This window comes from uncultured Leptotrichia sp. (assembly GCF_938036635.1).
In the GTDB taxonomy this organism is placed as follows: Bacteria; Fusobacteriota; Fusobacteriia; order Fusobacteriales; family Leptotrichiaceae; genus Leptotrichia; species Leptotrichia hongkongensis.
Genome location: NZ_CALHQO010000535.1, coordinates 1 through 4,430, shown reverse-complemented (window position 1 = coordinate 4,430; position 4,430 = coordinate 1). Strand labels below are relative to the sequence as shown.

Here is a 4,430-nt window from a genome sequence, read left to right as displayed (position 1 = left end):
AAAATTTATAGGTAAAGATATTAAAGTAGCAATTGTAGTAGCTCGTTTTAACGAATTTATTACTTCTAAATTATTAGGTGGAGCAAAAGATACACTAATTAGAAACGAAGTAAAAGAAGAAAACATCGATGTATACTGGGTTCCAGGAGCATTCGAAATTCCATTTATTACTAAAAAATTAGTAGCTACAAATAAATACGATGGTATTGTTACATTAGGAAGCATTATTCGTGGAAGTACTAGTCACTATGACTTAGTTTGTAACGAGGTAGCAAAAGGTGTAGGACAAATTAATCTTAACAGCGAAATACCTGTAATGTTCGGTGTTATTACTACTGAAGATATCGATCAAGCTATCGAAAGAGCTGGTTCAAAAGCCGGAAACAAAGGTAGTGAATGTGCTCAAGGTCTTCTTGAAATGATTGACTTAACTAAACAAATTTAAAACTATAGGTTATATAAGAAAGCCGGAGTATAGGTCTAAATCCAACTCCAGCTTTCTTTTGTATACTAAAATGTAAAATAAAGCTAGGAACTTGAACTTCAAGCTCCTAGCTTCTTATTATCTATAATTATTATTTAGAGTAGTTTGGACTTTCTTTTGTAATTTGAACGTCGTGTGGGTGAGATTCGATTAATCCAGCACCTGTCATACGAACAAATTGTGAATTTTCACGAAGTGCACGTAAATCACGTGAACCTGTGTAACCCATACCTGCACGTAATCCTCCGATGATTTGGTAAATTGTTTCAGAAACAGCACCTTTATAAGGTGTACGTCCTTCGATTCCTTCTGGAACTAATTTTTCTGTTGCTGCTTCAAGTTGAAAATATCTGTCGCTACTTCCTCTCTTCATTGCTGCAAGCGATCCCATTCCTGCATAAGTCTTAAATTTTCTTCCGTTGTACAAAATTTCTTCTCCTGGCGCTTCATCAGTTCCCGCAAGCATTCCTCCCAGCATAACGCAGTCCGCTCCAGCTGCAATAGCTTTTACAACATCTCCAGATAATTTTATTCCACCATCGGCAATAAGTCCGATTCCTTTATCTTTGCAAACTTGTGCAATATTCATTACAGCTGAAATTTGTGGCACTCCGACTCCTGATACAACTCTAGTTGTACAGATTGAACCTGGTCCAACTCCGACTTTTACTGCATTTACTCCTGCTTCTATTAAGTCAAGCGCTGCTTCTGGAGTTACGATATTTCCTCCGATAATGTCTAAATCAGGAAAAGCCGCTCTAATTTCCTTTATTTTATTAATAACTCCTTTTGAATGTCCGTGTGCTGAATCAACAGCAATAATGTCAACTCCAGCTTCTACTAGAGCTGTAACTCTTCTTACTGTATCAGTTCCAACTCCAACTCCTGCTCCCACTCTAAGTCTACCGTGTTCATCTTTTGCAGCATTAGGATAATTTATAACATTGTCAATATCTTTAATTGTAATCAAACCTTTTAATTTAGTGCCTTCAACTATTGGCAATTTTTCTATTCTATTTTCCAGAAGAATAGATTTTGCACCTTCAAGAGTTGTTCCAACAGGGGCAGTTACCAAATTATCTTTCGTCATAACATCTACAACTTTTAATGATAAATCTTCTCTATATTTCAAATCACGATTAGTAATAATTCCTTTTAAATTACCGTCATTATCAACTACAGGAAGTCCCGAAACTTTATAATTTTTCATCAAGTCATTTGCATCTTTTAAAATAGCGTCTTCCTTTAATGTAATCGGATTTGTAATCATACCGCTTTCGTATCTTTTTACTTTTGATACCTCTTCAGCCTGTCTTTCAATCGTCATATTTTTATGAATGAATCCTATTCCACCTTCTCTTGCAAGCGCAATTGCAAGTTTTGATTCTGTAACTGTATCCATTGCGGCACTTAGTATTGGTATATTTAGTACCAATTTTTTAGTTAAATTTGTTTTCAGTGACACTTCGTGCGGTACCACATCTGATGCCTGTGGAATTAATAATACATCATCAAAAGTCAATCCTTCAGAAATTACAATTTTATCTTTTTGACTCATTTTAAACATCCTCCTCATTTTATTTTTAAAATTTTAATTATTTATCCTGTAAGTTTAGTAAATCAAGTGAAATTTTAAAAAAACTCTTTTTTTAAATTATACCATTTTATCATGAAATAAGTCATAATTTCAATACTTTTTTCAAAAGATTTTCTATTTTATGTTAATTTAGATGCTAAATAAAAGTCAGAGTTTCTAAAAGAACCTGTCCGCCATCTACTACTATTGTTTGCCCTGTAATAAATCCAGCTTCCCGGCTTGCTAGAAAAACTGCTGTATAACCTATATCTTCAGGTTTTCCCAATGTGTATACTGGTATTATTTCTTTTATTTGATTCATATAGCTTTTAGAATTTTCCATGCTTAAAAGTCCATCGCTTATAACATTTCCTGGTTGAATAGCATTCACTGTAATTCCATATTTTGCATATTCTATAGCTGCACTTCGCATAAATCCAAGTTGAGCGGATTTGCTAGCTCCATAGTGTGCCCATCCCGATAGTCCTGTAATAGGCCCTGTAATTGAAGAGGTCAGTATTACTCGTCCATAACTTTGCTTTTTCATATATTTTAGTGCTGCTTTTGTTACAAAAAAAGTCCCTTTCATATTTATATTTTGTACTTCATCCCAGTCTTTCTCTGTCATTTTTTCAATACTTGTTCTAGGAAAAATACCTGCATTTGAACAAAGTATGCTTATTTTTCCGTATTCTTCGTAAATACTTTGAATTGTATAATCTACCAAATCTTTATTTGTAACATCAAAATGACGAAATTCAACTCCCATCTCATTTGCAACTTCTTTTCCTCTATTTTTGTCAATGTCTCCTATAATCACTTTTGCCCTTGCCTGCTTCAATGCCTTTGCAATTCCCTTTCCAATACCTTTTGCCCCACCTGTAACAAGAGCAACTTCCCCAGCCAAATCAAACATTTAAATCACGCCTTTCATTCCATATTTTAAATTAAAATTTTTTAATTTAATTAATTTTCAAAGGATTCGAGTTTATTGTTTATCTCCACTCTTCCTTTCTTGCAAATCTTTATTTGCCTTTACTAGTTGCTCTGCAAATTGTAAACTGTTTAAAACAGCACTGTATTCCTTATATTTTATTTTATTTGTTTTTTTAATTTCTTGTGCAATATCAACAAGCATATCATACATAGTGTATCTCAATTCATTATCCTTCTGTGCCATAAATATATAAGCCTCTTTAGAATTTTCAAATGCCTCGTCATATTTTTCCATTCCAATATAATTTAAAAATAAAAGATAATAAGCATCTGCTTCATATTTATTTTTTAATGATTCTGTTATGTAAGAGTAATCAAGCTTATTCATTTTTTTATATTTTTCTATTGCTAATTTTACATATTTTATCGAATCTAAATAATTTTTATTCCGAAAATGTATTGCAGCTAACGAAAAATATCCTTCCGGAAAATCAGGAAATAATTTTATCATTTTTTTAACAAGAGCCAACTGTTCTTTCTCCATATTCACTTGTCCATATCTTACTGCAAGATTATTATATGCCATTGGATTTTTGGGATTAGCCTCTATAGCTTTCTCAAAATACTCCATTGAACGTTTAATATTATTTTCTTGCTGATAAACTAATATTCCCAAATAATAATACGGTAAATAATTTTTTTTGTCTTCCTCTATTGCCTGTAAAAACAATTTTTTTGCCTCTTCATAGTCATCCTGTATCTCAATAGCCTTAAATGTGGTTTCAATAGACTTTTTATTAATGCCAAGTTCATTTAACTCTTTTCTAGTCAAATCTTCTACTTCCTTCTGTTCTTTTTTTTCCAGGTCTATCTCTTTAAATTTTTTCTTATCACTTTCGCTAAGTTTCTCAATTGTTTCTTTTATAGTCATTTCCCCAATATTTTTAGTTTTATTTTCAGTTACCGAAGTATTATTTTTTGATGTATTTACCTTTGCCGAAAATCCATAAAAACTGCATAAAATAAAACTAACCAATAAAAATTTTTTCATTCTCATCACTCCCTTTTTATTATTTTTAACTCTTAAGTCCCCCTTACGCATTCAAAATCAAATTTTTTTACTTTTTTAAACTTTTTTGATTAATAAGTTTTTCTTCAGGTTTAATTTTATTGTATTTCCAGTAAATTAACCAATTCTATAATTTGTTTATTCAATTCATAAAGATTATCATCAAAATCAGATTTATTGTTTGTTTTAACAGAATTATAATTTAAAATATATGGCAAAGATAGTTCTGGTAATTTAATTACAATATAAGTTGAAAAAACCTTTGGTAATTCATCAAGTTCTATCCACTCATCTTCTGCCAGCAAAATTTCATTCTTTTTAATTTCATTAAGCTTATCAAAGTCTAAAAGTTTTTTTCGTAGGTT

General features: G+C 31.3%; 5 protein-coding genes. 1 reads left to right on the top strand and 4 read right to left on the bottom strand.

What is annotated here, in order from left to right:
* A partial coding sequence (gene ribE, locus Q0370_RS10680) for a 6,7-dimethyl-8-ribityllumazine synthase (protein WP_299575544.1) occupies positions 1–445 on the top strand: 445 nt, incomplete at its 5' end.
* A 130-nt stretch (positions 446–575) separates the two neighbouring features.
* Here the strand turns inward: ribE and guaB are convergent.
* From guaB to Q0370_RS10660, 4 genes are all read right to left on the bottom strand, one after another.
* Positions 576–2,042: an IMP dehydrogenase gene (guaB, locus tag Q0370_RS10675; protein ID WP_299575542.1), complete on the bottom strand. Its 1,467-nt coding sequence runs from the start codon at positions 2,040–2,042 to the stop codon at positions 576–578.
* 175 nt (positions 2,043–2,217) lie between these two features.
* Entirely contained in the window at positions 2,218–2,976 is a 759-nt protein-coding gene (locus Q0370_RS10670; protein WP_299575540.1) for an SDR family oxidoreductase, read from the bottom strand.
* A 72-nt stretch (positions 2,977–3,048) separates the two neighbouring features.
* Complete coding sequence (locus Q0370_RS10665) at positions 3,049–4,047, bottom strand: tetratricopeptide repeat protein (protein ID WP_299575538.1); 999 nt, start codon at positions 4,045–4,047, stop codon at positions 3,049–3,051.
* A gap of 116 nt (positions 4,048–4,163) precedes the next feature.
* On the bottom strand, positions 4,164–4,430 hold a 267-nt coding region (locus tag Q0370_RS10660; protein WP_299575536.1), incomplete at its 5' end, for a hypothetical protein.

Excerpts from the sequence above, each read along its gene's own strand:
- guaB (WP_299575542.1), bottom strand. The coding sequence starts at position 2,042 with ATGAGTCAAAAAGATAAAATTGTAATTTCTGAAGGATTGACTTTTGAT.
- Q0370_RS10670 (WP_299575540.1), bottom strand. The coding sequence starts at position 2,976 with ATGTTTGATTTGGCTGGGGAAGTTGCTCTTGTTACAGGTGGGGCAAAA.
- Q0370_RS10665 (WP_299575538.1), bottom strand. The coding sequence starts at position 4,047 with ATGAAAAAATTTTTATTGGTTAGTTTTATTTTATGCAGTTTTTATGGA.